Origin of the sequence: Roseateles sp. UC29_93 (genome assembly GCF_042695725.1) — a bacterium.
Taxonomy (GTDB): domain Bacteria; phylum Pseudomonadota; class Gammaproteobacteria; order Burkholderiales; family Burkholderiaceae_C; genus Roseateles; species Roseateles noduli_A.
Window position 1 is genome coordinate 3,385,317 of the sequence record NZ_CP170545.1, and the last position, 25,430, is coordinate 3,410,746.

The window sequence follows — 25,430 nt, forward strand, 5'->3', positions numbered from 1 at the left end:
CACCCGACTGGCGCAACGACGTTCCCTTCCGCCGCGCCGTCCTTCGACAACCTCTACACCCACGACTTCGCCCGCATCGCCGTCGGCATCCCGTTGTGCCGCGTGGCCGATCCGGGCTTCAACGGCGAGCAGACCGCGCAGCTGCTGCGCGAGGCCGCCGCAGACGGTGCCGCGGTCGCGGCGTTCCCCGAGCTCGGTCTGGCCGCGTACACCAGCGACGATCTCTTCCATCAGCGTCCGCTGCTCGACGGCTGCGAGGCGGCGCTGGCGCATCTGCTGACCGTGTCCCGCGACCTGCCCACCGTCGCGATCGTCGGCCTTCCGCTGCGCATCGAGCATCGACTGTTCAACTGCGCCGTCGTGTTCCAGCGCGGCCGGCTGCTGGCCGTGCTGCCCAAGACTTACCTGCCCGACTACGGCGAGTTCTACGAGGCGCGCCAGTTCAACGCCGCCGACGAGGCGATCTCCGAGGAGATCACCTTGCTCGGCCAACGCGTGGCCTTCGGGACGCGGCTGGTCGTTGCGGCGACCGACCAGCCGCTGCTGCGTCTGCATGTCGAGATCTGCGAGGACGTCTGGACGCCGATCCCGCCGTCGTCCTACGCCGCGCTGGCCGGCGCGACCGTGCTCGTGAACCTGTCGGCCTCCAACATCACGGTCGGCAAATCAAGCTATCGCCATCAGCTTGTCGGCCAGCAGTCGGCGCGCTGCCTGGCGGCCTACGTCTACACCTCGGCGGGCGCCGGTGAATCCAGCACCGATCTCGCCTGGGACGGCCAGGCACTGGTCTATGAAAACGGCAGTTTCCTTGCCGAGAGCGAGCGCTTCCAGCGTCGCTCACAGTTCGTGTCGGCCGATGTGGACCTCGAGCGGCTGTCGCGCGAGCGGATGCGGCAGACGAGCTTCGGTGATTCGGTGCGGCAGCATGCACCGTTGTTGAAGGCCTTCCGCACGGTCGAGTTCGAGCTGGGACTGGACCGCGCCCAAGCGCTGCCGCTGCGACGGCGCATCGAGCGCTTCCCTACGTGCCGTCGGACCGCCAACGTCGCGACGAGCGCTGCAACGAGGTCTTCCAGATCCAGGTCCAGGCGCTCGTGCAGCGATTGGTGTCCAGTGGCATCCACAAGCTGGTGATCGGCATCTCGGGCGGGCTGGACTCGACGCACGCGTTGCTGGTCGCCGCGCGAGCGATGGACCAGATGGGTTGGCCGCGGACGAACATCCTCGGCATCACGATGCCGGGCTTCGCCACGGGCACACGCACGCGTGACCAGGCGCTGCGCCTGATGCGGGAAATCGGCTGCGAGGCGCGCGAGATCGACATCCGTCCGAGCTGCGAGCAGATGCTCAAGGACCTTGGGCATCCGTATGCCGCCGGCGAGCCGGTCTACGACGTGACCTTCGAGAACGTCCAGGCCGGCGAGCGCACCAGCCACCTGTTCCGCCTGGCCAATCACACCGGGGCGCTCGTGCTCGGCACCGGCGATCTCGAGCGAGCTCGCGTTGGGCTGGTGCACCTACGGCGTCGGCGACCACATGTCGCACTACAACGTGAACGCTTCGGTGCCGAAGACGCTGATCCAGTACTTGGTGCGCTGGGTCGCGGAGACGGCGCAGCTCGGCCACGCGGGGCAGGAAGTGCTGCTCGACATCCTGAACACGGAGATCAGTCCCGAACTCGTGCCGCAGGATGCGCGCGTGGAGGGCTCCGGCCTCCAGAGCACCGAAGACAAGATCGGCCGTTACGAGCTGCAGGACTTCAACCTGTTCTACACGATCCGCCATGGCTATTCACCGGCCAAGATCGCGTTCCTGGCGCGCCACGCCTGGGGCGACAAGGCGCGCGGCGAGTGGCCCGACGGCGAGCACGTCCAGCGCAACGAGTACCCGCTCGCCGAAATCAAGCGCGTGCTGCGGATCTTCGTGAGCCGCTTCTTCCGCGGCAGCCAGTTCAAGCGCAGCTGCGTGCCCAATGGGCCGAAGGTGGGCAGTGGCGGGTCGCTCTCGCCGCGCGGCGACTGGCGTGCGCCGAGCGATTCGGAGCCCGCCGTGTGGCTCGCCGAACTCGACCGCATTCCGGACTGACGTCGTTGCGATCCGTGCTTAAATCACAGCCAGTCCTGCCCGCCAATCCCCCTTTCGGAGCCCCGTGATGAACAGATCACCGCCATCATCAAACCGTTCAAGCTCGACGAAGTGCGCGAAGCGCTGGCCGAGGTCGGCGCGTCCGGCCTGACGGTCACGGAAGTGAAGGGTTTCGGCCGCCAGAAGGGCCACACCGAGTTGTACCGTGGCGCCGAGTACGTGGTCGACTTCCTGCCAAAGGTCAAGGTCGAGGTCGTCGTGAAGGACGACGAGGTCGAGCGCTCCATCGACGCCATCCTGAAGGCCGCCAAGACCGGCAAGATCGGCGACGGCAAGATCTTCGTCACCGCCGTGGAGCAGGTCATCCGCATCCGCACCGGCGAACAGGACGAAGCGGCGGTCTGACCGCGCGACCCCGACGGGTCACCAGAAACAGGAAGGGCGGGCGCCGAGTTGGCGTCCGCCCTTTGTCATTCAGGCACCCAGGGAGACCTCAGGCCCAGGGCGCTCGAGCGCGTCAGCGCAGGTGTTGCCAGATGGCCGCCGCCCAGGTGCCCCCGGCCAGCACCAGCGACAGCAGCACGGCGGCGCTGGCGATGTCCTTGGCCCGCTTGCTGAGGTCGTGCAGCTCGAACGACACGCGGTCCACGACCGCTTCGACCGCCGAGTTCAGCAACTCGACGATCAGCACCAGGATCAGCGAGCCGGCCAGCAGCGCGACCTGCACCCAGTCCCTTCCGACCCAGAACGCGAGCGGGAGGCCGATGATCGTCAGCCAGGTCTCCTGGCGGAAGGCGCTTTCGCCGCGGTAGGCGGCGCGCAGACCGGCCCAGGAGTAACCGGCGGCGTGCAGGATGCGATCCAGGCCGGTGCGGCCCTTGTGGGGGTTGCTCATCGTCGGGGGGCGGGAGATCAGAAGAATCAGGAGTCAGCCGGCAGTGCGGCGGACTTCTTTGGTCGAGGCGGCGGCAACTGCGTGATCAGGCGGGTGCCGCAGATCACGTCGTGCAGGAACTGCCGCTGCGGATGGAGTCGGGCCAGCAGCAGGTATCCGGCGATGCCGGCGAACATCGCGCCGAAGATCGCCCCGGTGCTGCGGTCCAGGCCCAGCAGGTGCACGCTGGCCAGCGCCGGCAGGAACCAGAGCCAGGCGGCCAGGTAGCGGGCCGTGGCGCGGGCTTGCGTGAGCGGGCGGCCGTTCGCGTCGACGACGCGCAGGTGCCAGGCCCGCATTGCTACGGTCTGGCCGCCGCGCGACCAGAACCAGATGAAATAGATGCCCAGCACCAGGAACAGGAAGGCTTGCAGGCCATGCTGACCGACCAGCGCATTGCGCTGCTGGGTGAGTGTCGAGTAGAGCCAGCCGGCGATGAACACGACGCCGAACAGGACGACGCCTTCGTAGATGAAGGCGGCGAGGCGGCGCATCAGGCCCGGCGGTGTGTCTTTGCCGGCGGCGGGGGCGGAGGTCATCCGGCCAGTTTAGCGGCTGGCTCCGTCGCGCCGGGGGAGCAGCGTGTCCGGGTCGAGCTTCGCATCGCGCGGCGAGCGGATCGGCCGTCCGGGCGCGGCGCTGGCGCCGGGCAGCGGCGGCTCGGCGCGCTGCGTCATCAGCACCGTGGTGGCGCCGGGCAGGGCCTGGACGATCGTCGGGCCAGTCGTCGCGGTCAGCGGCGTGCGCTGGATCGGCGCCTTCGCGCGATTGGGTGTCGGGGGGGCGTCACGGCCGGCCGCCGAGGCCTTCTCCGCGGCGCGCTCCACCAGGCGTTGGCGCTTCTCAGGTGGCAGCGCCTGGTAGGCGTCCCACTTCTCGCGCAGTCTGGTTTCCTGTTCTGGCGCGCGGAGTTCGTTCGCGTGCTGATAGCCGATGCGAGCGCGCTGGCGCTCCGCTGGCGACATCCTGGTCCATTCGACCATGCGTTCGCGCAGACGTTGCTGGTGCTCAGCGGGCAGCGTCGGATAACGGGCGGCGATTTCCAGCCACTTGCCCTTGCGGGCACCGTCGAGCTGATCCCATTCCTTGGACAGCGGGGCCAGTGCCTCCTTCTGCGACGCGCTCAGAGAGGCCCAGTTCTGGCTGCTGGTCAGTGCGCCGGGCGTGACCGTCGGCGAGACGGGTCTGACTGGCGACGAGGCGCGCGGTGCGGGCGAGACGACCGAGGTGGCTCCCTCGACCGGCGCGGAAGCGGCGGTGTCTTGGGCCGAAGCCATCGCGGCGCTGAACGCGAGCATGCCGCAGACGGCTGCCGAACTCAGGCGGTGAACCTGACGGCGCGATGTGGAAGGATCAGGGAAACGCTCAGATCACCCCTCGCGAACGGGAGAAAACGGAAGGAACTGACCACGCACCGCCTCACTGCGACGATTTGGCTTCGTCGGACTTCTCGCCGTCGGCGGCCCCGTTCGGGTTGTTGGGGTCGGTCTGATCCTCGTTCAGGTATTCGCGGAAGCCAGGATCGCTATACGCCGCCGGCGGCAGCGGCTTGGAGAGCATCTCGGTGTCGAGTTCGGCCGCGCTGCGGATCTGCTCGTACCATTGGCTGTGCTGGATCAGCAGCAGGCCACCCAGCAGCAGCGCCAGCGGCAGCAGGGTCGCGGCCTTTCTCCAGCGCGGGGTCTTCTCGCCGCCGCCCAGGGCCAGCGCGCCGCCGCCCACCTGGCGGATATCGGAGGCGGTCTGTGCAGGGGCCGCGGCGCGTGCCGCCATCGCCTTGGCGAGCGCCTGCTCACGCGCGAAGCGCAGTCGTTCCTGGATGTCACCGGACAAGGTCTCGCTGTGCTCGGTCAGGCCCGCGGCCACCCGGAGTCCGAAACGGGTCACGCGCGCGTCCGCCTCGAGCGGCAGCGGCGTTCCTGGCGTGTTCTTCTTCATAGCGAGATTCCCTTGGCTTTCAGCGTTTTGGCCAGCGCATGCACGGCGCGGGAGCAGTGTGTCTTCACGCTGCCCTCCGAGCAACCCATGACCGCTGCTGTTTCGGCGACGTCGAGTTCCTCCCAGTAACGCAGGAGGAAGGCTTCCCGTTGACGTGCCGGCAACGCTGCAACTTCCTGTTCGATCGCGGCCAGCACCTGAACGCGCGAGACCTCGTCCGCGGCCGACAGCGCGCCCATCGATCCTTCCCGCGTCTCCAGCGATTCCAGCAGGTCGAAGTCGTCGCCGGGATCGGCGCCTTCGAAGTCCGACAGGTTGCTGAACAGCGCGTTGCGCACCTTCTGCCGCCGGAACCAGTCCATCGTGGCGTTGGACAGGATGCGCTGGAACAGCAGCGGCAGCTCCGCCGCCGGGCGGTCGAAATACTTCTCGGCCAACCGGATCATGGCGTCCTGGACGATGTCCAGCGCGGCGTCCTCGTCTCGAACCATGTAGACCGTGCGCTTGAAGGCGCGTCGATCGGCGGTTTTGAGAAAGTCGTTGAGTTCTTTGTCTGTGGCCAAGGGCTGGCGCCGTCAGAGGGCGGGTCTAGGGCGGTCGAGCGGGCAAAACGGCGCGGATTATCGCATCAGCGCTACAGACTGCGATCGAATCCAGACATGTGCGGGTTTGCATGCATAATCGGCGGCTCGCACACCGCATTTTCTGTCTCAAGTAGGCCGCCCAACCGGGGCGCCCCTGTTTTTGACGCGACGTTTCAAGTCCGCTTCACAAGAGCGCGAGGAGAAGCACCGATGGTTTTTCGTCAGAGAAAAAACTCAGAGGTTCGACATATGGACATGTCTGCCGCGGACATCAAACGTGCAGCGATCACAGAAGCTCGCTCACAACCGCACCCCCATTCCGTCAGTTCCGGTCAGGAACTGAATGGCTCCGAAATCCTGGTTCAGAGTCTTCAGGCCGAAGGCGTGAAGTTCCTCTGGGGCTATCCAGGCGGTGCCGTCCTCTACATCTACGACGCGCTCTACAAGCAGGACGCCATCCAGCATGTGCTGGTACGTCATGAGCAGGCTGCCGTGCATGCCGCCGACGGCTATGCCCGGGCGACCGGCGAAGTCGGCGTTGCGCTGGTGACCTCGGGTCCCGGCGTCACGAATGCGATCACCGGCATCGCGACGGCGTACATGGACTCGATCCCGATGGTGATCATCACCGGTCAGGTCCCGACGCCCGCCATCGGCCTCGACGCCTTCCAGGAATGCGACACCGTCGGCATCACACGCCCGATCGTGAAGCACAACTTCCTGGTCAAGGACGTGCGCGACCTCGCGACGACGCTGAAGAAGGCTTTCCACATCGCGCGCACGGGCCGTCCCGGTCCGGTCGTGGTGGACATCCCGAAGGACGTCTCGCTCAATCGCACTGCGTTCCACTACCCGGAGCGTGTCGAGATGCGCTCCTACAACCCGGTGAAGAAGGGCCACAGCGGGCAGATCCGCAAGGCGGTCCAACTGCTGATGGGTGCCAAACGCCCCTACATCTACACCGGCGGCGGCGTGATCCTGGGCGAGGCCACGGCAGAGTTGCGCCAACTGGTGGACCTGCTGGGCTATCCCTGCACGAACACGCTGATGGGCCTGGGCGCGATGCCTGGCAGCGATCCACGCTTCCTCGGCATGCTGGGCATGCATGGGACCTACGAAGCGAACATGACGATGCAGCACTGCGACGTGCTGCTGGCCGTCGGTGCACGCTTCGACGACCGCGTGATCGGCAACCCGAAGCACTTCTCGTCGGTCGATCGCAAGATCATCCACATCGACATCGATCCGTCGTCGATCTCCAAGCGCGTGCGCGTGGACATCCCGATCGTCGGCGACGTCAAGGACGTGCTGCAGGAACTGATCGCGCAGATCAAGGAAGCGCAGGCAAGACCTGACGCCGACTCGATCAACGCCTGGTGGAGCCAGATCAACGACTGGCGCAAGCGCGACTGCCTGGCCTACAAGCAGTCCAACGAGGTCATCAAGCCGCAGTACGTCCTCGAGACGCTGTGGAACCTGACCCGCGACCGCGACGCCTACTTCACGTCGGATGTCGGCCAGCACCAGATGTGGGCCGCCCAGTTCCTGCGCTTCAACGAGCCGCGTCGCTGGATCAATTCCGGCGGCCTGGGCACGATGGGCGTGGGCCTGCCGTATGCGATGGGCATCAAGCTCGCGAAGCCCGAGTCGGATGTGTTCTGCATCACCGGCGAGGGCAGCATCCAGATGAACATCCAGGAGTTGTCCACCTGCCAGCAGTACAAGACGCCTGTGAAGGTGGTCTCGCTGAACAACCGCTACCTCGGCATGGTGCGGCAGTGGCAGGAGCTCGACTACGGCAAGCGTTACTCGCACAGCTACATGGATGCGCTGCCGGACTTCGTCAAGCTGGCCGAGGCCTACGGACACGTGGGCCTGCTGGTGGAGAAGCCCTCGGACGTGGAGCCCGCGCTGCGGGAGGCGATGCGGTTGAAGGACCGCACCGTCTTCATCGACGTGCGCACCGATCCGACCGAGAACGTCTGGCCGATGGTCCAGGCGGGCAAGGGCATCTCCGAGATGCTGCTGGGTCCGAGGACCTCTGAGACCGGTGACGGCCTGAAGCTGTCCGGCGAGACGCGCGTTACCGCGCGCGTCGCGGCCGGCGGCGGACGGTCCGAATCGCTCAGGGTGAACCGACCTGATTTCCTAGATCGAAGAGCGTGGCCAAGGGCCGACCGGTTACCGCCGGCGGTCTGAAGAGCGCGAAGGACGAGACTTCATGAAACACATCATTGCTTTGCTCATCGAGAACGAGCCGGGTGCGCTGTCGCGCGTCGTCGCGCTGTTCTCCGCCCGGGGCTACAACATCGAGAGCCTGACCGTGGCGCCGACGGAAGACCCGTCGCTGTCGCGGATGACCATCGTCACCAGCGGCAGCGATGACGTGATCGAGCAGATCACCAAGCACCTGAACCGGCTGATCGAGGTCGTCAAGGTCGTCGACCTGACCGAGGGCCGCTGCATCGAGCGCGAGCTCATGCTGATCAAGGTGCGCGCCGTCGGCAAGGAGCGCGAGGAACTCAAGCGCACCGCCGACATCTTCCGTGGCCACGTCATCGACGTCACCGAGAAGACCTACACGATCGAGCTGACCGGCGATGCCGGCAAGCTCGACGCCTTCATCGACGCGATCGACCGCAGCGCGATCCTCGAGACGGTGCGTACCGGCACCAGCGGCATCGGCCGCGGCGAACGCATCCTGCGCGTCTGAGCGCATCCTTCACTGAACAACCCCTGACCTGTTTTCCCCGGAGAGACCACCATGAACGTGTATTACGACAAGGACGCCGACCTCAGCCTGATCAAGGGCAAGAACGTCACCATCATCGGCTACGGCTCACAAGGCCACGCCCATGCCCAGAACCTGAACGAGAGCGGCGTGAAGGTCACCGTGGGTCTGCGCCGCGGCGGCGCGTCCTGGGCCAAGGCTGAAGGCGCTGGCCTGAAGGTCGCCGAGATCGCCGACGCGGTGAAGGCTGCCGACGTGGTCATGATCCTGCTGCCCGACGAACAGATCGCCGACGTCTACAAGAAGGAAGTCGAGCCCAACATCAAGCAGGGGCGCGTCGCTGGCCTTCGCTCACGGCTTCAACGTCCACTACGGCCAGGTGCAGCCGCGCGAGGACCTGGACGTGTGGATGGTCGCCCGAAGGCCCCGGGCCACACGGTGCGCAACACCTACAAGCAGGGCGGCGGCGTGCCGCACCTGATCGCCGTCTACGCCGACAAGACCGGCAAGGCGCGCGACCTGGCCCTGAGCTACGCGGCCGCGAACGGTGGCGGCAAGGCCGGCATCATCCAGACTTCGTTCCGCGAGGAGACCGAGACCGACCTGTTTGGCGAACAGGCCGTGCTGTGCGGCGGCGCCGTCGAACTGATCAAGGCGGGCTTCGAGACGCTGACCGAAGCCGGTTACGCGCCGGAAATGGCCTACTTCGAGTGCCTGCACGAACTGAAGCTGATCGTCGACCTGATCTATGAAGGCGGCATCGCCAACATGAACTATTCGATCTCCAACAATGCGGAGTACGGCGAGTACGTGACCGGTCCGCGCGTGGTGACTGCGGCCACCAAGGACGCGATGCGCCAGTGCCTGAAGGACATCCAGACCGGCGAGTACGCCAAGTCCTTCATCCTGGAGAACAAGGCCGGCGCCCCGACGCTGATCAGCCGCCGCCGCCTGACCGCCGAGCACCCGATCGAGCAGGTCGGCGAGCAACTGCGCGCGATGATGCCGTGGATCAAGGCCAACAAGCTGGTCGACAAGTCCAAGAACTGATCCACGCAGATCGCGTCAGATCAGTCCAGAAGGCCGCGCGGGTCGCACCGCGCGGCCTTTTCCGTTGATGCGCTGGGTTATCCTCCGGCCCCATGAATTCGACCGAAAACAAGAACGTGGACCTGCTCGACGAGGACGAGGCGGACAGCCTCGACGCCCCGCAGCGCCCACGCCACAAGGGCATCTACCTGCTGCCCAACCTCTTCACGCTGGCGGCGCTGTTCAGCGGCTTCTACGCGATCGTGATGGGCATCGGCGGCCGCTTCGAGCAGTCCGTCTACGGCATCTTCGCCGCGATGGTGCTCGACAGTCTGGACGGCCGCGTGGCCCGCATGACCAACACGCAGAGCACCTTCGGCGAGCAGATGGACTCGCTGTCCGACATGGTCTCCTTCGGCGCGGCGCCGGCGCTGATCATGTATTCCTGGGCGCTGCAGGGCCTGGGCAAGTGGGGCTGGTTCGCGGCCTTCGTCTACATCGCCGGAGCAGCGCTGCGCTTGGCGCGTTTCAATACCAACATCGCGGTCGTGGACCGGCGCTTCTTCCAGGGCGTGCCCAGCCCGGCCGCGGCGGCATTGGTGATGAGTCTGATCTGGGCGCTCGACAGCTCTGGCTACAAGGATATCCACCGGGATCCAACGCTGGCGTGGCTCGCCTTCGGTTTCACGCTCTACGCCGGCCTGACGATGGTGACCAACGCGCCGTTCTACAGCTTCAAGGACATCACCTTCAAGCGTTCGGTGCCCTTCATCGTGCTGGTCGTGATCATGCTGGCCATCGCGGCGATCAACATCGACCCACCGCGCGTGCTGTTCGGCGTCTTCTGCGCGTACGGCATCTCGGGCTATGTCGTCTATGCGGTCCGGCGCGCCAAGGGCAAACCGGCAAGCGTCATCGCGATGTCGACCGACGAGCCTGATGAAGCGGGCCTTCACCGATAGCGAATGCTTGCGGCTCGGTGATTCGCCCACTGACGTTGACGCTGCATAGGCAGCGCCTCTATATTCAACAGCTATGACGTCCCCGGCCCGAATTGCGCTGCTACTACTAGGTGACCTTCGGGTTCGCTAGATCGCGCACGTCCGTCCATCCAGACGCTCATCCCAGATCAACGGCCCGAATGCAACTCGCAACGGGCCGTTCCTGTTTCTGGAGAGTCTGCGAGTTGCGCCCCTGAACCCACAGGAACGCTCTCATGCTCAAGCAACCGCAGACCAAGTACCGCGCCTTCGCCCCCATCGCCCTTCCGGACCGCCGCTGGCCCGACGTGCAGATCACGAAGGCGCCGCTGTGGCTGAGCACCGACCTGCGCGATGGCAACCAGGCGCTGATCGAGCCGATGGATCCGGAGCGCAAGCTGCGCATGTTCCAGATGCTGGTGAAGATCGGCTTCAAGGAGATCGAGGTCGGCTTCCCCTCGGCGTCGCAGACCGACTTCGACTTCGTGCGGCTGCTGATCGAGCAGGGCCACATTCCGGACGACGTGACGATCCAGGTGCTGACGCAGGCGCGCCAACCGTTGATCGAACGGACCTTCGAATCGCTGGTCGGCGCCAAGCGCGCCGTCGTCCATCTGTACAACGCGGTTGCTCCGGTCATGCGCCGCGTCGTGCTCGGCATGAGCGAGGACGAGATCGTCGACCTGGCCGTCACCCACACGCGGATGATCCGTGAGTTCGCCGAGAAGCAGCCGGAGACGGATTTCCGCTTCGAGTACTCGCCGGAGATGTTCTCCAGCGCCGAGTTGAGTTTCTCCAAGCGCGTCGTGGACGCGGTGACCGAGGCCTGGGGCGCCACCCCGGAGCGCAAGATCATCATCAACCTGCCGTCGACGGTCGAGCACTCCACGCCGAACCTGTTCGCCGACATGATCGAGTGGATGGGCCGCAACGTCGAACGACGCGACTGCATCGTACTGTCGGTACATCCGCACAACGATCGAGGCACCGGCACGGCTGCCGCCGAACTCTCGATCATGGCCGGCGCGGATCGCCTCGAAGGCTGCCTCTTCGGCAACGGTGAGCGCACCGGCAACCTGGACCTGGTGAACGTCGCGCTCAACCTCTACACGCAAGGCGTGCATCCGGAACTGGACTTCTCCGACATCGACGAGATCCGCCGCTGCGTCGAGCACTGCAACCAGTTGCCGGTGCATCCGCGCCATCCGTACGTCGGTGAACTGGTCTACACCTCGTTCTCGGGTTCGCACCAGGATGCGATCAAGAAGGCCTTTGCCGCCCGCAAGGAGGGCGACATCTGGGAGATCCCCTATCTGCCAGTCGACCCGAAGGACCTGGGCCGCAGCTACGAGGCGGTGATCCGCGTCAACAGCCAGTCGGGCAAGGGCGGCATCTCGTACCTGCTCGAGGCCGAGTACGGCATCGAGCTGCCGCGTCGCCTGCAGATCGAGTTCAGCCAGATCGTCCAGGGCGTGATGGACACCAACGGCAAGGAACTCGGCGCGGCCGACCTGTGGCGCATCTTCGACCGCGAATACGGCGTGAAGCAGGCGCCGTCGCTGCATCCGCAGATCGATACCGCCGAGGACGGCCAGACCCGCGTGCAGGCGCAGGCGGACCTGTGCGTCCGCATGGTCAAGATCGACGGACAGGGCAAGGGTCCGATCGACGCCTTCGTCGAGGGCTTGAACAAGCTGCTGAAGACCCAGGTGCGGGTGCTCGACTACCACGAGCACGCGATGGGTAGCGGCGCCGATGCCCAGGCGGTGGCTTACCTGGAGCTGCGCGTCGGCGACGCGACGCTGTTCGGTGTCGGCATGGACGGCAACATCGCGTCGGCCTCGCTGAAGGCGATCGTCTCCGGCCTGCGTCGTGCGTCGCAACGCGGCGTGCTCAAGCTCGCCGACCGCGTCGCCGTGTGAGGGACCGGGGCGGCCCCCGCGCCGCCCTCGGACGTCTCATGAGGGCGTCTCACTCGTGCGCCGCGCTCGCCGCCTAAACTCGCTGATCGGGCCGCTCCGGCCCGCGGCCCGCCACCGCAAGGAAGCCCCGACATGTCCGACCACTTGATCATCTTCGACACCACGCTGCGCGACGGTGAGCAATCGCCCGGCGCGTCCATGACCAGGGACGAGAAGCTGCGCATTGCGCGTCAGTTGGAGCGGCTGAAGGTGGACGTGATCGAGGCCGGCTTCGCAGCGGCGAGCCAGGGCGATTTCGAGGCGGTCAAGGCGATTGCCGACGCGATCCGCGACAGCACGGTCTGCTCGCTGGCTCGCGCGAACGACCGCGACATCGCCCGCGCCGCCGAGGCGCTCAAGGGGGCTGCGCGCGCCCGCATCCACACCTTCATCGCGACCAGCGAGCTCCACATGGAGAAGAAGCTGCGCATGACCCGCGAGCAGGTGCTGGAGCAGGCGATCCAGGCCGTGCGCTTCGGCCGCAACCTGACCGACGATATCGAGTTCTCGCCGGAGGACGGCTACCGCTCCGATCCGGAGTTCCTCGCCCGCGTCGTCGAGGCGGTGATCCGCGAGGGCGCTCGCACGATCAACATCCCCGACACGGTCGGCTACGCGATCCCGGAGCTTTACGGCCAGTTCATCAAGACGCTGCGCGAGCGCGTGCCGAACTCCGACCAGGCGATCTGGAGCGTCCACTGCCACAACGACCTGGGCATGGCGGTGGCGAACTCGCTGGCCGGCGTGAAGATCGGCGGCGCGCGCCAGGTGGAGTGCACCATCAACGGCCTGGGCGAGCGGGCCGGCAATTGCTCGCTGGAAGAGGTCGTGATGGCGGTGAAGACCCGTCGCGACTACTTCGGCCTGGACGTTCGGGTGGATCCGTCGCAGATCGTCCCGGCGTCGAGGCTGGTCTCGCAGACCACCGGTTTTGTGATCCAGCCGAACAAGGCGGTGGTCGGTGCCGATGCCTTCGCACATGCGTCGGGCATCCATCAGGACGGCGTGCTGAAGGCCCGCGACACCTACGAGATCATGCGCGCCGAGGACGTCGGCTGGAGTGCCAACAAGATCGTGTTGGGCAAGCTGTCCGGCCGCAATGCGTTCAAGCAGCGGTTGCAGGAACTGGGTGTGGTGCTGGAGTCGGAGGCCGAGATCAACGCCGCCTTCGTCCGGTTCAAGGATCTGGCCGACCGCAAGTCCGAGATCTTCGACGAGGACATCATCGCGCTGGTGATGGACGAGTCGGTCTCCCAACTCCAGGAGCATTACCGGCTGGTGGCGCTGGCGCAGCGCTCCGAGACCGGTGAGCGGCCGCAGGCGCAGGTGGTCTTTGCCGAGGGCGAGATCGAACACCGCACCGAGAGCGATGGCAACGGCCCGGTGGACGCGGTGCTCAAGGCGATCGAGAGCAAGGTCCAAAGTGGGGCGGAAATGCTGCTGTATTCGGTCAGCGCGATCACCAGCGGCAGCACAGAATCGCAGGGCGAAGTCACGGTGCGCCTGCAACATGCGGGGCGCGTGGTGAACGGCGTGGGGGCAGATCCCGATATCGTGGTCGCCTCGGCCAAAGCATATTTGAGCGCTCTGAACAAGTTGCAGAGCAAGACGGAGCGGGTCGCCGCCCAAGGTTGACAGGACAACGCACGCGGAGCCCTTGGGCGCGTCGGATGGCACGGATTCAGGTACTTTAAGAGCCTGCGTTAAGTCATTGATCTTGCCGGTCTTTCAGCGATCCCCTACACTCGCGCCCACTGACCTGGGGACTGGATTGAAGACCATTGCGACATTGCTGTCTGGTGCCGCGCTCAGCGGCGTCATGTTGCTGACGGGCTTGACCGCCAGTCTCGCGCCGATTCAATCGGCGCAGGCGGCTACCTCGTCGTCCTCCAAAGCCAAGGTGAAGAGCGTGCGGCAGGCCAAGCCGGCCCCCCGCTCTCCGCGCAAGGTGGCTGCCCGCGCGGCAGCCCCAATCCGGGAAGTCGTCCCGTCCAAACCGTCCTTCGGGACGATGTACGGCCTGCACGACACCGAAGATCCCCTCGACCTGAAATCCAGCGTCGCCTACGTCGTCGACCAGGACACCAACGAGGTCCTGTTCTCGAAGAACCCGTCGGCGGTGCTGCCGATCGCGTCGATCACCAAGCTGATGACCGCGCTGCTGGTCGTCGAGGCGAACCAATCGCTCGACGACAAGATCGAGATCACCGACGAGGACAAGGACACCGAGAAGTTCACCGGCTCCCGCCTGACGGTCGGTACGACGCTGACGCGCGGTGAACTGCTGCATCTGGCGCTGATGTCCTCGGAGAACCGCGCGGCGCATGCGCTCGGACGCAGCTACCCGGGCGGCCTGGAGACCTTCGTCGCGGCGATGAACGCCAAGGCCCACATGCTGGGCATGATGGACACGCATTACGTCGAGCCGACCGGCCTGTCCAGCCGCAACCAGTCGAGCGCTGCCGATCTTGCCAAGCTGGTCAAGGTGGCGCACGCGTTCCCGCTGATCCGCGAGCTGTCGACCTCGTCCGAGTACACCGTCGCGCTGGGTCGCAAGCAGGTGCGTTTTGGCACGACGAACGGACTGGTCCGCAAGGGCGACTGGGACATCGGCCTGCAGAAGACCGGCTTCATCAACGAGGCTGGCCAGTGCCTGGTGATGCAGGCCCAGCTCGCCGGTCGCAAGCTGATCATGGTGTTCCTGGATTCCGCCGGGAAGTACTCACGCATCGGCGACGCCGAGCGTGTGCGCAAGTGGCTGACGGGAGCCGCGTCGCCGCTGGCGGCCGTGGCAACGCCGGCGGCTGTCAGCGCGACGGCACTCACTCCGGTGATCTCGGCCAAGTAAATAGCCGTTCCTGCAATGAAAGAAGCGGGCCTTGCGCCCGCTTCGTCATTTCCGCCTCAAACCCTGCCCGTCGTTTCCGGTCCGCACTGTCAACGACGGCTGCCGGGTTGGCCCCGCTCCGCCAACTCAGCCCCGGAAGCCGAGCGAGGCCGAGATCCGCGTCGCCGTCTCTTTCAGTCGGGGCAACCAGCCTTCCTCCAGCCGGTCCGCGGGTGCCGAAATCGACAGGCCGGCCACCAGCTTGCCTTGGTCGTCGTAGATGCCTGCGGCCATGCAGCGAACGCCGAGTTCGAGTTCTTCATCGTCGCGCGCGACGCCGCGCTGGCGCACCAGCGCCATTTCACGCTCGAGCAGGGTGATCTCGGTCAGGCTGTTGCGTGTATGGCCGGAGAGGCCGGTGCGCGTGGCATACGCGCGCACGCGCTGGGGATCGTCGCTCGCCAGGAAGAGTTTGCCCACCGACGTCAGGTGCAACGGCGCCCGGCCGCCTACCGCGCGCACGACTTGCATGCCGCTGCGTTCGGAGTAGGTCCGCTCGATGTAGACGATCTCATCCCCCTGCCGCACCGACAGGTTGACGGGCTGGTGGGTCAGCTTGTGGAGTTCCCGCATCGGGCCGATCGCGGCCTCGCGGACGTCCAGTCGCGCCTTCACCAGGTTGCCGAGTTCCAGCAGTCGCATGCCCAGCCGGTAACTGCCGGCTTCGGGCCGGTCCACGAAACGTCCCAAGGTCAGGTCGTTCAGGATGCGGTGTGCGGTCGACGGGTGCAGGCCCGTCGTCTCGCTGATCAACTTCAGCGACACGGGGTCCTGATGCTGGGCCAGAACGTCCAGCAGCGCGAAAGTGCGCTCGAGGACCTGGATGGCGGGGGTCTGCAACTCCTTGGACTTCATGGCGGACGATTGTGAAGGATTTCTCCCCGGTTTTGCATGGCGAAACCGAGAGGGGCCTCCAGAGGGCGCAATCCGTCGTTTTTGCCCATCAGCGGTGCGCGGACCGGGCGGTGACGGGCGTCAGGAGGAAGCGCCGCCGATGGATTGCCGCATTGCGGAACGAGCCGCGAACAGTCCGCTGCGCACGGCGCCTTCGAGTGTCGCGGGATAGGGCCCGGCCAGGTAGTCGCCGGCAGCCCAGACCCCGGGAGCGATCGTTGGGTCGGGGCGGGTCAGTCCCGGTGTGCAGGCGAAGGTCGCTCGCTTCTCGCTGAGCACGCGCAACGATCCGCGGTGGCGTCGCCCATCGGAAATGTTCCCGGGCCTGCGTCAGCGCCGCGGCGCCGGTGGCATCCAAACCTTGGGCGACCCATGGCGCGGCGCCGCTGACGACCAGGCTGAACAGTCCCGGATGCTGGCCCAGCTGGCCCAGATCGAAGGCGAACTGGGCGGGCTCTGTCGCCGATTCGCGCAGCGCGACCATCGGCGCCGGCAGCGCCGACCCCATGCTCTCCAGGTAGATGGTGACGATGGGCTGGAACTCGAACGCACCGGCGGCCGCGCTCCAGTGCGGTGCCAGATCGCGGGTAAGCCGTGACGCCTCGACGGACGTGCAGGCCACGATGACCGCGTCGAAGGCGTCGCCGTCGACGACCCAGCGCCGTCCCTCCGCGTCGAGTTGCTGGACTCGCTGCGTGCGGATCTCCGCGCCACGCGACAGCAGCCACGCGCGCGCGGGTGTCGGGAGCAGCGCGCCCAGTCCGCGCCGGGGCAGCAGCAGGTCCGCGCTCCCCGGGCCGCTGAACAGCGCGTCCTTGAGCACCCGCAGGAAGACCTGCGCGCTGGCCTGGCTGGACGGCGTGTTCAGCGCGGCGACGCACAGCGGATCGATCAGGTCGTCACGCACGGTGCGAGGGAGCCCGGCGCAGAGCTGGGCGACCGTCAGCGTCGGAGCACAGCGGAAGCCCCGCATCGTCCACAGGCTGCTTGTCATCAGGAAGCGCAGCCGGTCCCGCAGCGACCACGCCGCGCAGCCCATCACGCCGCGCAAGAAGGCGAGGGTGGGCGGCCCTGGCGGGAGCCGGAGCGTCTCGCGATCGGGATAACGCAGCCGCAGTGGCATGCGGAGCAGGTCGAGGTCGGGATCTCCGCCGACGCGTCGCATCAGCGCCAGCGTGTCCGTGTAGGCGCCGATCAGGATGTGCTGCCCGTTGTCGAGCGTGGGCTCGATGCCTTCCAGGCTGCGCGCCCGCCCGCCGAGCGTGGGCGCCATCTCGAACAGCGTGACCGAGGCGCCCAGCGAGACGGCTTCGACAGCCGCGGCGAGCCCCGCCCAACCGCCGCCGATGACGGCCAAGCGAGTCACGTCAGCGCCCGCGCCAGTTCGTCTTCATCGCGATCCACAGCTTGCGCAGCGGCGTCAGCGCGATGCGCTGGTGCAGGACCTGGAAATTCTCCGCCTCGATCTCGCGCAGCAGAGTGCGGTAGATGTTGGCCATCATGAGCCCCGGCTTCTGCGCCTTGCGGTCGGTATCGGACAGCAGCGCCACCGCCTCGTCGTACAGCGCATGCGCGCGGTTCGCCTGGAACTTCATCAGCGCGGTGAAACGGTCGCTGTAGCCCCAGGGCGCGTCGCGCTTGAGGATCTCGTGCGCCTTCACGTCGAACTGCTGCAGCTCGCTCACCGGCAGGTAGATGCGACCCCGTCGCGCGTCATCGCCGACGTCGCGAATGATGTTGGTGAGCTGCATCGCCTGGCCCAGCTTGTGGGCGTAGGCGATGGTGCCGGGATCCGTGCGGCCGAAGATGCCCGATGCCACCTCGCCCACCACGCCCGCCACCAGGTGGCAATAGCGTTGCAGGCCGGGGTAGTCGAGGTAGCGCGTCTGCTCCAGGTCCATCTGGCAGCCGTCGATGACCGCGAGCAGGTGCTCGACGCGGATGTCGTAGTCCTTGACGTGCGGCATCAGCGCTCTCATCGCCGGATGCGAGGGCTGGCCGTTGAAGGCGCTCATGGCTTCCTTGCGCCACCAGGCCAGCTTGGTCGCGGCGACGCCCGGATCGGACACCTCATCGACCACATCGTCGACCTCGCGGCAGAACGCGTAGAAGGCGGTGATCGCCGCGCGGCGCGGCGGCGGCAGGAAGAGGAACGCGTAATAGAAGCTCGAGCCGCTCGCGGCGGCCTTCTGCTGGACGTACTGCTCCGGCGTGGAAGCGCCGGCGGTCGTCGGGTCGGAGGTCTTGTCGGTCTTGGTGCTCATCGCGCCGTCCCTTCGCGGCGTGTGTTCGTACGGTCTGCCGGCATCGTCATCGCGCGCCACAGCAGGAGCGGCGCGTCGGATGCACCGATCGTCGGCCGTCGCAGCAAGGCGTCGAAACGGTTCGATGCCAGCTTGTCGAGGATGCGGAGGCCGCCTTGTACCACCAAGCGCAGCTCCCAACCGGCCCGGCCCGGAATCCGGCGGGCCAGCGGCGCACCTTCGGCCATCAAGTCGCAGGCCCAATCACAGAGTTCCGCGATCAGCGCACGGGCCGCCGGGCTGTCGCGCAGCGACAGCAGGTCCTGTCCCTCGACGCCGTGACGCCGGCGGTCCTCCAGTGGCGCATAGATCCGGCCGCGTGGACCGTCGACGGTGAAGTCTTGCCAGAAGTTGATCAGTTGCAGCGCCGAGCAGATCGCATCGGAGCGCCGCAGCGACTCGACGTCATCGATGCCGTACAGGTGCAGCAGCAGGCGCCCGACCGGGTTGGCCGAGCGGCGGCAGTAATCGAGCAACTCGGCGCGGGTCGCGTAATCGGTTTTCACGAGGTCCTGCTCGAAGGCATCGAGGAGATCCTCCAGCAGCGGCACCGGCAGGCGGTACTGGACCAGGACGCGTCCCAGCGGCGCGAACACGCGTGCCGCCCAGCGGGGAGAGGGCGCTTGGCCGGCGGCGATGGCACGGAGGTCGGCGCGATAGTCGGCCAGGTCGCGCAGACGCCGCGAGGGCGTCGCATCGCCTTCATCGGCCAGGTCGTCGGCCGTCCGGGCGAACCGGTAGATCGCCATGATCGCGGGACGCAAGGCCGGCGGGCTCAGCCAGGAAGCGACAGGAAAGTTTTCGTAGTGCTCTATGCTCACGGGCGGCATTCTCCGCTGAGCGGGCGATGTCGTTTGCGTCAACCTGACGTCCCGAACCACGCGCTGTTCGCCGAGGACGTCAATCTCCGCAGACCACGAGCAGTACCCCGGTGAACCGTACGCCGTCGGTTTGACACGTTCGGACACGCTGAATACATTACTGACCAGTCAGTCAGTTACTCCGATGCCCGAGGTCGGGCGTCGTGGCTTTGTCGAGGTGTTCATGCCCCAACGGTCTCTTGTGTCCCTGTCCGCCGGAACGTCCGGCGCCGTGTCCGAATCCGCCTTCGCCGGTTCCTGGGGACGCCTGTCGACGTGGCTGTCGGCGACCGCCGCGATCGCCGCCATGGCCGTGCTGGCCGCCTGCGGCAAGCAGGCCCCGCCGCCGGAGCCGGAGCGCTATGTGCGCACGCTGGTGCTGACGCCGCAATCGGCCGGTCTCCAACGCGAGTTCGCGGCTGAAGTGCGGGCCCGGGTCGAATCACGGCTGTCCTTCCGCGTCGCCGGCAAGATCCTCGAGCGCAAGGTGGACCTGGGATCGGTGGTCAAGCCCGGGCAGGTGCTGGCGCGGATCGACAGCTCGGACCTGGTGCTGGCGCAAGAAGCCGCCAAGTCCAACGTGCTGGCGGCGCGTGTCAACCGCGACCAACTGGGCGCGGACTACAAGCGCTACATCGACCTCCACAAGCAGGGCTTCATCAGCGCCGCCGAACTGGATCGCCGCGACGCCGCCTTCAAGGCCGCGCAGGCGCAGTTCGAATCGGCCCGTGCCCAGTCCGACGTGCAGCGCAACCAGGCGCAGTACTCGAGCCTGATCGCCGATGCGGCCGGTGTCGTCACCGGCGTCGACGCGGAGCCCGGCATGGTCGTGGCCGCCGGCACGCCGGTCGTGCGCGTGGCCAACGATGGGCCGCGGGACATCGTGTTCTCCGTCTCCGAAGACCAGGTCGCGCTGGTACGCGCCGCCGCCGCGCGTCCGGACGGCCTGAAGGTCCGCCTCTGGACCGATACCAAGGCCGACGCGCAGCCGATCAAGCTGCGTGAACTGGCCGCCGCCGCCGATCCGGTGACGCGGACCTTCCTGGTGAAAGCCGAACTGAACAGCCAGAACGTGCACCTCGGGCAGACCGCGACGGTGGTGCTGACCGGCGCGCCGTCGGACAACGCGATCAAGCTTCCGTTGAGTGCCGTGATGGAAGTACAGGGCAAGAGTTCCGTGCTGCTGCTCGACCCGAAGACGATGGCGGTACGCCCGCAGGCGGTGACTGTCGTCGGCGCCGAAGGCAACGAACTGGTCGTGCAGGGCCTGTCGCCCGGCATGGAGGTCGTGACCGCCGGCGGCCACGTGCTGACGCCGGGGCAGAAGGTCAAGCGCTTCGTCCCGCCGGGCACGCCGACCGAGGGCGCAGCGCCCGCGCCGGCTCCGACTGCTTCGCGCTGATCCTCGGGAGCCCTGAATGAGCAACCCGAGCCGCGCCGGTTTCAACCTCTCGCGCTGGGCGCTGGAGCATGCCCCGCTGACGCGCTACCTGATGGTGGTGCTGATGGTGCTGGGCTTCGCCGCCTACTTCCAGCTGGGCCAGGACGAAGACCCGCCGTTCACTTTCCGCGCGATGGTCGTGCAGGCCTACTGGCCCGGCGCGACGCCGCAGCAGATGGCGGAACAGGTCACCGACAAGATCGAACGCACCCTGCAGGAGGTGCCGCACGCCGACAAGATCCGCAGCTACACCAAGCCGGGGGAGTCCCTCACCATCTTTCAGGTGAAGGACAACACCGCGCCGACCGAGGTGCCGCAGCTCTGGTACACGGTCCGCAAGAAGATCGGCGACCTGAAGGCCACGCTGCCGCAGGGCGTGCTGGGACCGTTCTTCAACGATGAATTCGGCGACGTCTACGGCTCGATCTTCGCGCTGTCGTCCGACGGCGGTTTCTCGATCGAGGAACTGCGCCAGCAGGCCGAGGCGGTCCGCTCCGAGCTGCTGCGCGTGCAGGACGTGGCCAAGGTGGATCTGTTTGGTGTCCAGGCGGAGAAGCTGTTCATCGAGATCTCGCAGAAGCGGCTGGCCGAACTGGGCCTGGACTTCAACCAGGTGGTGTCGCAGCTCAACGCGCAGAACGCGGTCGAGAGCGCCGGCACGATGAACGCCGGCAGTGCCAACGTGCAGATCCGCATCGAAGGGCAGCTCAACTCGGTCCAGGCGCTGAGCGAATTCCCGATTCGCGGCACCAATACGCAGACCGGCGTGGCCAGCAGCATCCGCCTGGGCGACATCGCCAAGGTCCGCCGCGGCTACGTCGATCCGGCGACGACGATGGTCCGCTTCAACGGCAAGCAGGTCGTCGCGTTGGGCGTGTCGATGGGCAAGGGCGGCGACATCATCGCGCTGGGCAAGGCGCTGCAGACCAGCGTCAAGCGGCTCCAGCAGCAACTGCCCGCCGGCATCACGCTGCAACAGATCCAGGACCAGCCGAGCGCCGTGAAGAGCTCCGTGGGCGAGTTCGTGCACGTGCTGATCGAGGCCGTCATCGTCGTGCTGGGTGTGAGCTTCATCGCCCTGGGCCTGCACACCAAGCCGCTGCGCATCGACGTGTGGCCGGGGCTGGTCGTGGGCATCACGATCCCGCTGGTGCTGGCGATCACCTTCGTGGTGATGCTCTACGCCGGCGTGGGGCTGCACAAGATCTCGCTGGGGTCGCTGATCATCGCGCTCGGCCTGCTCGTCGACGACGCCATCATTGCCGTCGAGATGATGGTGCGCAAGCTCGAGGAGGGCTACGACAAGATGCACGCGGCGACGTACGCCTACGACGCCACCGCCAAGCCGATGCTGACCGGCACGCTGATCACCGCGGTCGGCTTCCTGCCGATCGGCCTGGCGAAGTCCACCGTCGGCGAGTACACCTACGCCATCTTCGCGGTGACCGCGGCGGCGCTGGTGATCTCGTGGATCGTGTCGGTGTACTTCGTGCCCTACCTCGGCGCGCTGCTGCTGAAAACCCGCGCCGGCCACGAGGGCGAGGCGCACGAGGTCTTCGATACGCCGTTCTACAACCGCTTCCGCCGCTGGGTCGCGTGGTGCGTGTTCAACCGCTGGAAGACCATTGGCCTGACGATCCTGGTGTTCGTGCTCGGCCTGGCCGGCATGGGCAAGGTGCAGCAGCAGTTCTTCCCGGACTCGAGCCGGCCGGAGATCCTCGTCGACCTGTGGCTGCCAGAAGGCGCCACCATCGAGGAGAGCAACGTCATCGCCAAGCGCTTCGAGGCCCGCATGGCCAAGGAGCCGCTGGTGGGCAGCATCGCGACCTGGGTCGGTTCGGGTGTGCCGCGCTTCTACCTGCCGCTGGACCAGATCCTGCCCAACACCAACGTCAGCCAGGCCATCATCCTGCCGAAGTCGCTGGCCGACCGCGAGACCTTGCGCCACAAGTTGCCGCAGATCCTGGCCCAGGAGTTCTCCGAGGTGCGCGGCCGCGTGAAACTGCTGCCCAACGGGCCGCCGGTGCCGTACCCGGTGCAGTTCCGCATCGCCGGCGATGATCCCGCGCAGCTGCGGATCTACGCCGATCGCGCCAAGGAGCAGATGCGCGCCAATCCCAACATGGTGGGCGTCAACGACAACTGGAACGAGGCCATCAAGGTCCTGCGGCTTCAGGTCGACCAGGACAAGGCGCGCGCGCTGGGCGTGACCAGCCAGAGCATCGCGCAGGCGGCGCGCATCCTGGTGACCGGCACGACGGTGGCGCAGTACCGCGAGGCCGACCGGCTGATCGACATCGTCCTGCGTCAGCCCGTGCAGGAGCGCGACACGCTGTCCGAACTCGCCAACGCCTACGTGCCGACGGCCTCCGGCCGCTCGGTGCCGCTGACGCAGATCGCCAAGCCCCAATTCACCTGGGAGCCCGGCGTGATGCACCGCGAGAGCCGCCAGTTCGCGATCACCGTGCAAGGCGATGTCATCGAGGGCCTGCAGGGCGCGACCGTGACGAACCAGCTCTGGCCCGCGCTCGACGCGATGCAGAAGGAGATGCCGCCCGGCTACTCGATCTCGATCGCCGGCGCGGTTGAGGAGAGCAGCAAGGGCACCGGTTCGATCGCGGCCGGCGTGCCGATCATGCTGTTCATCACCTTCACGCTGCTGATGCTGCAGCTGCACAGCTTCTCGCGCGCCATGCTGGCCTTCCTGACCGGCTTCCTCGGCATCGCCGGCGTGTCCGCGGCGCTGCTGATCCTGAACCGTCCGTTCGGCTTCGTCGCGCTGCTGGGCGTCATCGCGCTGATGGGCATGATCCAGCGGAACTCGGTCATCCTGATCGACCAGATCGAGCAGGACCGCAGTCGCGGCGTCCCCCCGGCCCAGGCGATCGTCGAGTCCGCCGTGCGTCGTCTGCGCCCGATCGCCCTGACTGCAGCGGCCGCCGTCCTGGCGATGGTGCCGCTGTCTCGCAGCGTGTTCTGGGGCCCGATGGCGGTGGCGATCATGGGCGGCCTGATCGTGGCCACCGTGCTGACGCTGCTGGCGCTGCCGGCGATGTACGCGGCCTGGTTCCGCGTCGAGCGGGACAAGGACGCCGGCATCGCGCCGTCCACGCATTGATCGCGCACTGACCCCGCACCGACCTCGCAGGGGGTTTCCCCCGCCCGGGACGGGCGGGGGTGCGTCGGAAAGCATCGATTCCTTGATTACAATCGCCGGTTTTCCGGATCGCGGAGGGCGGGCCCTGGGCTCTTCCTTCGCTTCATGAATTACCAAGGGGCCGTCGCGCAGGACTGTGCGCAGCGATCGCGACGACCTCAGTTCACCCGGCGCGGGTGGCGAAATTGGTAGACGCACCAGGTTTAGGTCCTGACGCCTTCACGGGCGTGCCGGTTCGAGTCCGGCCCCGCGCACCACACTCTCAACTGATTCCGAGTCCACTATGGCTGTCACCGTCGAAACTCTCGAAAAGCTCGAACGCCGCATCACGCTCACGCTGGCGGCCACTGACATCAACTCCGAAGTCGAGTCGCGCCTGAAGAAGCTGGCCCGCACGGTCAAGGCCGACGGTTTCCGTCCCGGCAAGGTGCCGATGTCGTTCGTGGCGCAGCGCTACGGCGCGCAGGTCCAGTACGAAGTCGTCAACGACAAGCTGGGCGAGGCCTTCAGCGCCGCCGCCAACGAGGCCAAGCTGCGCGTCGCCGGCATGCCCAGCATCGCCCAGAAGGACGAAGCGGCCGAAGGCCAGCTGGCCTTCGACGCGACCTTCGAGGTCTACCCGGAAGTGAAGATTGCCGATCTGGCCGAGGCCGAGATCGAGCGCGTCGCCGCTGACGTGACCGATGAAGCCATCGACAAGACCGTCGAGATCCTGCGCAAGCAGCGCCGTTCGTTCGCCCAGCGTGGTGCCGCGGACGTGGCCGCCGACGGCGACCGCATCACCATCGACTTCGAAGGCAAGATCGATGGCGAACCCTTCGCCGGCGGCAAGGCCGACGCGTTCCAGTTCCTGCTGGGCGAAGGCCAGATGCTCGAGGCTTTCGAGAAGGCCGTGCGCGGCATGAAGGCCGGCGAATCGAAGACCTTCCCGCTCGCGTTCCCCGCCGACTATCACGGCAAGGACGTCGCCGGCAAGGAAGCCGACTTCCTGGTCACGGTCAAGAAGATCGAGGCCCAGCACCTGCCCGAAGTGAACGAATCGTTCGCCAAGGCCCTGGGTATCAAGGAAGGCACGGTCGAGGCCCTGCGCGCCGACATCAAGAAGAACCTCGAGCGCGAAGTGAAGTTCCGCGTGCTGGCCAAGAACAAGGGCGCCGCGATGGACGCGCTGGTCGGCAAGGCCGAGCTGGACGTGCCCAAGTCGCTGATCGCCGGCGAAGCCGAGCGCATGGTCGCCAACGCCCGCGAAGACCTGAAGAAGCGCGGCATCAAGGACGCCGACAAGGCCCCGATCCCCGCCGAGCTGTTCAACGATCAAGCCGAGAAGCGCGTGCGCCTGGGCCTCGTCGTGGCCGAACTGGTCCGCTCGCAGAACCTGCAGGCCAAGCCCGAGCAACTGCAGGCCCACATCGAAGAGATCTCGCAGAGCTACGAGAAGCCGGCGGAAGTCGTGCGCTGGTACCTGTCGGACCGCGAGCGCATGGCCGAGGTCGAAGCCGTCGTGATCGAGAACAACGTCACCGACTTCATCCTGGGCAAGGCCAAGATCACCGACAAGCAACTGCCGTTCGACGAGCTGATGGCCACGGCCTGATCCGCGGACACGCTGCTTTGGCGCGGGCTTTTTCGGCGTTGCTCTTGATTCG

20 protein-coding genes, 1 tRNA gene and 1 pseudogene are annotated in these 25,430 nt (G+C 66.7%); 13 read left to right on the forward strand and 9 right to left on the reverse strand.

From position 1 onward, the window contains the following. Positions 1 to 75: 75 nt before the first annotated feature. Both ACFJIX_RS15735 and ACFJIX_RS15740 read left to right on the forward strand, forming a co-directional pair. A pseudogene (locus ACFJIX_RS15735) lies at positions 76 to 2,085 on the forward strand (NAD(+) synthase). Between the two features lie 45 nt (positions 2,086 to 2,130). Continuing rightward, entirely contained in the window at positions 2,131 to 2,490 is a 360-nt protein-coding gene (locus tag ACFJIX_RS15740) for a P-II family nitrogen regulator (protein WP_377161802.1), read from the forward strand. A 112-nt stretch (positions 2,491 to 2,602) separates the two neighbouring features. Here ACFJIX_RS15740 and ACFJIX_RS15745 read toward each other — a convergent pair whose 3' ends face one another. From ACFJIX_RS15745 to ACFJIX_RS15765, 5 genes are all read right to left on the reverse strand, one after another. Next, positions 2,603 to 2,980, reverse strand: a complete 378-nt coding sequence (locus tag ACFJIX_RS15745) for a diacylglycerol kinase (protein ID WP_377152541.1) — start codon at positions 2,978 to 2,980, stop codon at positions 2,603 to 2,605. 26 nt (positions 2,981 to 3,006) lie between these two features. After that, positions 3,007 to 3,558, reverse strand: a complete 552-nt coding sequence (locus ACFJIX_RS15750) for an RDD family protein (protein ID WP_377152543.1) — start codon at positions 3,556 to 3,558, stop codon at positions 3,007 to 3,009. Between the two features lie 9 nt (positions 3,559 to 3,567). Next, entirely contained in the window at positions 3,568 to 4,296 is a 729-nt protein-coding gene (locus ACFJIX_RS15755; RefSeq protein ID WP_377152545.1) for a DUF3106 domain-containing protein, read from the reverse strand. Positions 4,297 to 4,438: 142 nt separating this feature from the next. Then, positions 4,439 to 4,957 carry a DUF3619 family protein gene (locus ACFJIX_RS15760; RefSeq protein ID WP_377152547.1) on the reverse strand — a complete coding sequence of 173 codons (519 nt, stop codon included), beginning with the start codon at positions 4,955 to 4,957 and terminating at the stop codon, positions 4,439 to 4,441. Further along, positions 4,954 to 5,520: an RNA polymerase sigma factor gene (locus ACFJIX_RS15765; protein ID WP_067275679.1), complete on the reverse strand. Its 567-nt coding sequence runs from the start codon at positions 5,518 to 5,520 to the stop codon at positions 4,954 to 4,956. The genes ACFJIX_RS15760 and ACFJIX_RS15765 overlap by 4 nt, the downstream gene beginning before the upstream one ends. 270 nt (positions 5,521 to 5,790) lie before the next feature. Between ACFJIX_RS15765 and ACFJIX_RS15770 the strand changes: the two genes are divergently transcribed. The 7 genes from ACFJIX_RS15770 to pbpG all read left to right on the forward strand — a co-directional run bounded on the left by ACFJIX_RS15770 (position 5,791) and on the right by pbpG (position 15,090). Next, positions 5,791 to 7,740, forward strand: a complete 1,950-nt coding sequence (locus ACFJIX_RS15770; protein WP_377152550.1) for an acetolactate synthase 3 catalytic subunit — start codon at positions 5,791 to 5,793, stop codon at positions 7,738 to 7,740. A gap of 22 nt (positions 7,741 to 7,762) precedes the next feature. Then, positions 7,763 to 8,254 carry an acetolactate synthase small subunit gene (gene ilvN / locus ACFJIX_RS15775; RefSeq protein ID WP_377152552.1) on the forward strand — a complete coding sequence of 164 codons (492 nt, stop codon included), beginning with the start codon at positions 7,763 to 7,765 and terminating at the stop codon, positions 8,252 to 8,254. Between the two features lie 51 nt (positions 8,255 to 8,305). After that, positions 8,306 to 9,322, forward strand: a complete 1,017-nt coding sequence (gene ilvC / locus ACFJIX_RS15780) for a ketol-acid reductoisomerase (RefSeq protein ID WP_377152555.1) — start codon at positions 8,306 to 8,308, stop codon at positions 9,320 to 9,322. A 92-nt stretch (positions 9,323 to 9,414) separates the two neighbouring features. Next, on the forward strand, positions 9,415 to 10,263 hold the full coding sequence (pssA, locus tag ACFJIX_RS15785; protein WP_377152558.1) for a CDP-diacylglycerol--serine O-phosphatidyltransferase: 849 nt from the start codon (positions 9,415 to 9,417) through the stop codon (positions 10,261 to 10,263). Between the two features lie 254 nt (positions 10,264 to 10,517). Further along, a complete protein-coding gene (leuA, locus tag ACFJIX_RS15790) occupies positions 10,518 to 12,203 on the forward strand; it encodes a 2-isopropylmalate synthase (RefSeq protein WP_377152560.1) in 1,686 nt (561 codons plus the stop codon). A 132-nt stretch (positions 12,204 to 12,335) separates the two neighbouring features. Beyond that, on the forward strand, positions 12,336 to 13,877 hold the full coding sequence (locus ACFJIX_RS15795; protein WP_377152562.1) for a 2-isopropylmalate synthase: 1,542 nt from the start codon (positions 12,336 to 12,338) through the stop codon (positions 13,875 to 13,877). A 184-nt stretch (positions 13,878 to 14,061) separates the two neighbouring features. Further along, the gene (pbpG, locus tag ACFJIX_RS15800) at positions 14,062 to 15,090 is read left to right on the forward strand and encodes a D-alanyl-D-alanine endopeptidase (RefSeq protein WP_377161804.1); all 1,029 of its coding nucleotides are present in this window, start codon (positions 14,062 to 14,064) and stop codon (positions 15,088 to 15,090) included. A 126-nt stretch (positions 15,091 to 15,216) separates the two neighbouring features. Here the strand turns inward: pbpG and ACFJIX_RS15805 are convergent, their stop codons facing one another. The 4 genes from ACFJIX_RS15805 to hpnC form a co-directional block, all read right to left on the reverse strand. After that, positions 15,217 to 15,984 (reverse strand): IclR family transcriptional regulator, encoded by a 768-nt coding sequence (locus ACFJIX_RS15805; RefSeq protein WP_088403548.1) that lies wholly within the window; start codon positions 15,982 to 15,984, stop codon positions 15,217 to 15,219. Positions 15,985 to 16,072: 88 nt separating this feature from the next. Continuing rightward, complete coding sequence (locus ACFJIX_RS15810) at positions 16,073 to 17,389, reverse strand: FAD-dependent oxidoreductase (protein WP_377152566.1); 1,317 nt, start codon at positions 17,387 to 17,389, stop codon at positions 16,073 to 16,075. A 1-nt stretch (position 17,390) separates the two neighbouring features. Continuing rightward, complete coding sequence (gene hpnD / locus ACFJIX_RS15815; RefSeq protein WP_377152568.1) at positions 17,391 to 18,287, reverse strand: presqualene diphosphate synthase HpnD; 897 nt, start codon at positions 18,285 to 18,287, stop codon at positions 17,391 to 17,393. Continuing rightward, positions 18,284 to 19,156 carry a squalene synthase HpnC gene (gene hpnC, locus ACFJIX_RS15820; protein ID WP_377152571.1) on the reverse strand — a complete coding sequence of 291 codons (873 nt, stop codon included), beginning with the start codon at positions 19,154 to 19,156 and terminating at the stop codon, positions 18,284 to 18,286. The genes hpnD and hpnC overlap by 4 nt, the downstream gene beginning before the upstream one ends. Positions 19,157 to 19,370: 214 nt before the next feature. Between hpnC and ACFJIX_RS15825 the strand changes: the two genes are divergently transcribed. The 4 genes from ACFJIX_RS15825 to tig all read left to right on the forward strand — a co-directional run bounded on the left by ACFJIX_RS15825 (position 19,371) and on the right by tig (position 25,378). Next, on the forward strand, positions 19,371 to 20,588 hold the full coding sequence (locus ACFJIX_RS15825) for an efflux RND transporter periplasmic adaptor subunit (RefSeq protein WP_377152574.1): 1,218 nt from the start codon (positions 19,371 to 19,373) through the stop codon (positions 20,586 to 20,588). Between the two features lie 16 nt (positions 20,589 to 20,604). After that, complete coding sequence (locus tag ACFJIX_RS15830; RefSeq protein ID WP_377152577.1) at positions 20,605 to 23,745, forward strand: efflux RND transporter permease subunit; 3,141 nt, start codon at positions 20,605 to 20,607, stop codon at positions 23,743 to 23,745. Positions 23,746 to 23,954: 209 nt separating this feature from the next. Next, positions 23,955 to 24,041: transfer RNA gene (locus tag ACFJIX_RS15835), tRNA-Leu, on the forward strand. 26 nt (positions 24,042 to 24,067) lie between these two features. Continuing rightward, positions 24,068 to 25,378, forward strand: a complete 1,311-nt coding sequence (gene tig, locus ACFJIX_RS15840; RefSeq protein ID WP_377152580.1) for a trigger factor — start codon at positions 24,068 to 24,070, stop codon at positions 25,376 to 25,378. Positions 25,379 to 25,430 lie beyond the last annotated feature (52 nt).

Coding starts and splice junctions, on each gene's coding strand:
- ACFJIX_RS15745 (WP_377152541.1), bottom strand. CDS start 2,980: ATGAGCAACCCCCACAAGGGCCGCACCGGCCTGGATCGCATCCTGCAC.
- ACFJIX_RS15750 (WP_377152543.1), bottom strand. CDS start 3,558: ATGACCTCCGCCCCCGCCGCCGGCAAAGACACACCGCCGGGCCTGATG.
- leuA (WP_377152560.1), top strand. CDS start 10,518: ATGCTCAAGCAACCGCAGACCAAGTACCGCGCCTTCGCCCCCATCGCC.
- ACFJIX_RS15770 (WP_377152550.1), top strand. CDS start 5,791: ATGGACATGTCTGCCGCGGACATCAAACGTGCAGCGATCACAGAAGCT.
- pssA (WP_377152558.1), top strand. CDS start 9,415: ATGAATTCGACCGAAAACAAGAACGTGGACCTGCTCGACGAGGACGAG.
- pbpG (WP_377161804.1), top strand. CDS start 14,062: ATGTTGCTGACGGGCTTGACCGCCAGTCTCGCGCCGATTCAATCGGCG.
- ACFJIX_RS15825 (WP_377152574.1), top strand. CDS start 19,371: ATGCCCCAACGGTCTCTTGTGTCCCTGTCCGCCGGAACGTCCGGCGCC.
- ACFJIX_RS15755 (WP_377152545.1), bottom strand. CDS start 4,296: ATGGCTTCGGCCCAAGACACCGCCGCTTCCGCGCCGGTCGAGGGAGCC.
- hpnD (WP_377152568.1), bottom strand. CDS start 18,287: ATGAGCACCAAGACCGACAAGACCTCCGACCCGACGACCGCCGGCGCT.
- ACFJIX_RS15795 (WP_377152562.1), top strand. CDS start 12,336: ATGTCCGACCACTTGATCATCTTCGACACCACGCTGCGCGACGGTGAG.
- ACFJIX_RS15830 (WP_377152577.1), top strand. CDS start 20,605: ATGAGCAACCCGAGCCGCGCCGGTTTCAACCTCTCGCGCTGGGCGCTG.
- tig (WP_377152580.1), top strand. CDS start 24,068: ATGGCTGTCACCGTCGAAACTCTCGAAAAGCTCGAACGCCGCATCACG.
- ACFJIX_RS15805 (WP_088403548.1), bottom strand. CDS start 15,984: ATGAAGTCCAAGGAGTTGCAGACCCCCGCCATCCAGGTCCTCGAGCGC.
- hpnC (WP_377152571.1), bottom strand. CDS start 19,156: ATGCCGCCCGTGAGCATAGAGCACTACGAAAACTTTCCTGTCGCTTCC.
- ilvN (WP_377152552.1), top strand. CDS start 7,763: ATGAAACACATCATTGCTTTGCTCATCGAGAACGAGCCGGGTGCGCTG.
- ACFJIX_RS15760 (WP_377152547.1), bottom strand. CDS start 4,957: ATGAAGAAGAACACGCCAGGAACGCCGCTGCCGCTCGAGGCGGACGCG.
- ilvC (WP_377152555.1), top strand. CDS start 8,306: ATGAACGTGTATTACGACAAGGACGCCGACCTCAGCCTGATCAAGGGC.